The organism is Streptomyces tailanensis, from assembly GCF_008386495.1.
Classification (GTDB): Bacteria; Actinomycetota; Actinomycetes; order Streptomycetales; family Streptomycetaceae; genus Streptomyces; species Streptomyces tailanensis.
The window spans coordinates 34,328-35,235 of sequence record NZ_VTHJ01000082.1 but is presented as its reverse complement, the minus strand read 5'-3'; the positions used below and the strand labels follow the sequence as shown (position 1 = coordinate 35,235).

Here is a 908-nt window from a genome sequence, read left to right as displayed (position 1 = left end):
GTCCTGGCCGTGCACGTCACTTCGCCGATTCCCACCCGCCCTCGACGATCAGTTTGTTCACGGGGTCTCAGGGCTCCACGCCGCAGCGCCGCGCAATTGCCTTCAGGCGTTCGAGTTCCCGTCGCGCTGCTGTTGGATGGGCGAGATCAAGGGCCATCCCGGCGCGGGCCGAGATGTAGAGGATGTCCTGGCGGGTGGCGGCGTCCAGGCCGGGGACGGTCTGGAGGCGGCGGCCCGTGACGCTCAGGTAGATCGCGATGCTATCGAGATCCTCGCGCAGGTGCACAGGAAGCACCTGCCGCAATTCGTCCTTGGCGTAGTCGCGCGCCTGCCTGTCCGCCGCGCAGGGACCAGGCTGCACGGGAGCCCAGGGAAGGCCAGCTTCTCGGGCGTCGTCGTACATCTCCGCCACCAAGGCGCGTGCAGACGCGGGATCGCCCTCGGCATCTGCCGCGCGGGCCGACTGCAACGTGGAGCGCAGTCGTGCACGGACCTGAGCATCCTCGCCAGTCCGGGCGTTCAGATAGCCGGACCACACGTCGAACGCCTTGCTCAACTCGGCATCCAGCATGATCTTGTACACGTCCGGCACTCCGCCGCTCCTCCGTCGGGCCCGTCCCGGCATGGACGGCAGCGGACAGGATAGGACGGGAGCTGGGCGGGACGCCTGCGAATTACCTGGTGCAGGGTGCAGGAGCCACGCGTCAACTGAGATGCGTACTGCTGCCACCCAAGTGCGCAGGTGCTGTCAATCCCCTCGCAGCGTGGAGACGATCTATGCGGCCAGTCCCTCGGCGAGGGTGGCCCGGTACTCGCGTTCGTAGTCGATCGGGCTCTTGAACCCGCACACGCTGTGTAGCCGCCTGGCGTTATAGAAGTCGGTGATCCAGGTGGCGATCTTGATGCGT

At 66.7% G+C, this 908-nt stretch carries 2 protein-coding genes; both read right to left on the bottom strand.

Annotated elements, in window-relative coordinates; translation table 11 throughout:
- Positions 1–67 precede the first annotated feature (67 nt).
- A complete protein-coding gene (locus F3T56_RS40755; RefSeq protein ID WP_149830506.1) occupies positions 68–592 on the bottom strand; it encodes a hypothetical protein in 525 nt (174 codons plus the stop codon).
- A 183-nt stretch (positions 593–775) separates the two neighbouring features.
- A partial coding sequence (locus tag F3T56_RS47245; protein WP_216373071.1) for a hypothetical protein occupies positions 776–908 on the bottom strand: 133 nt, incomplete at its 5' end.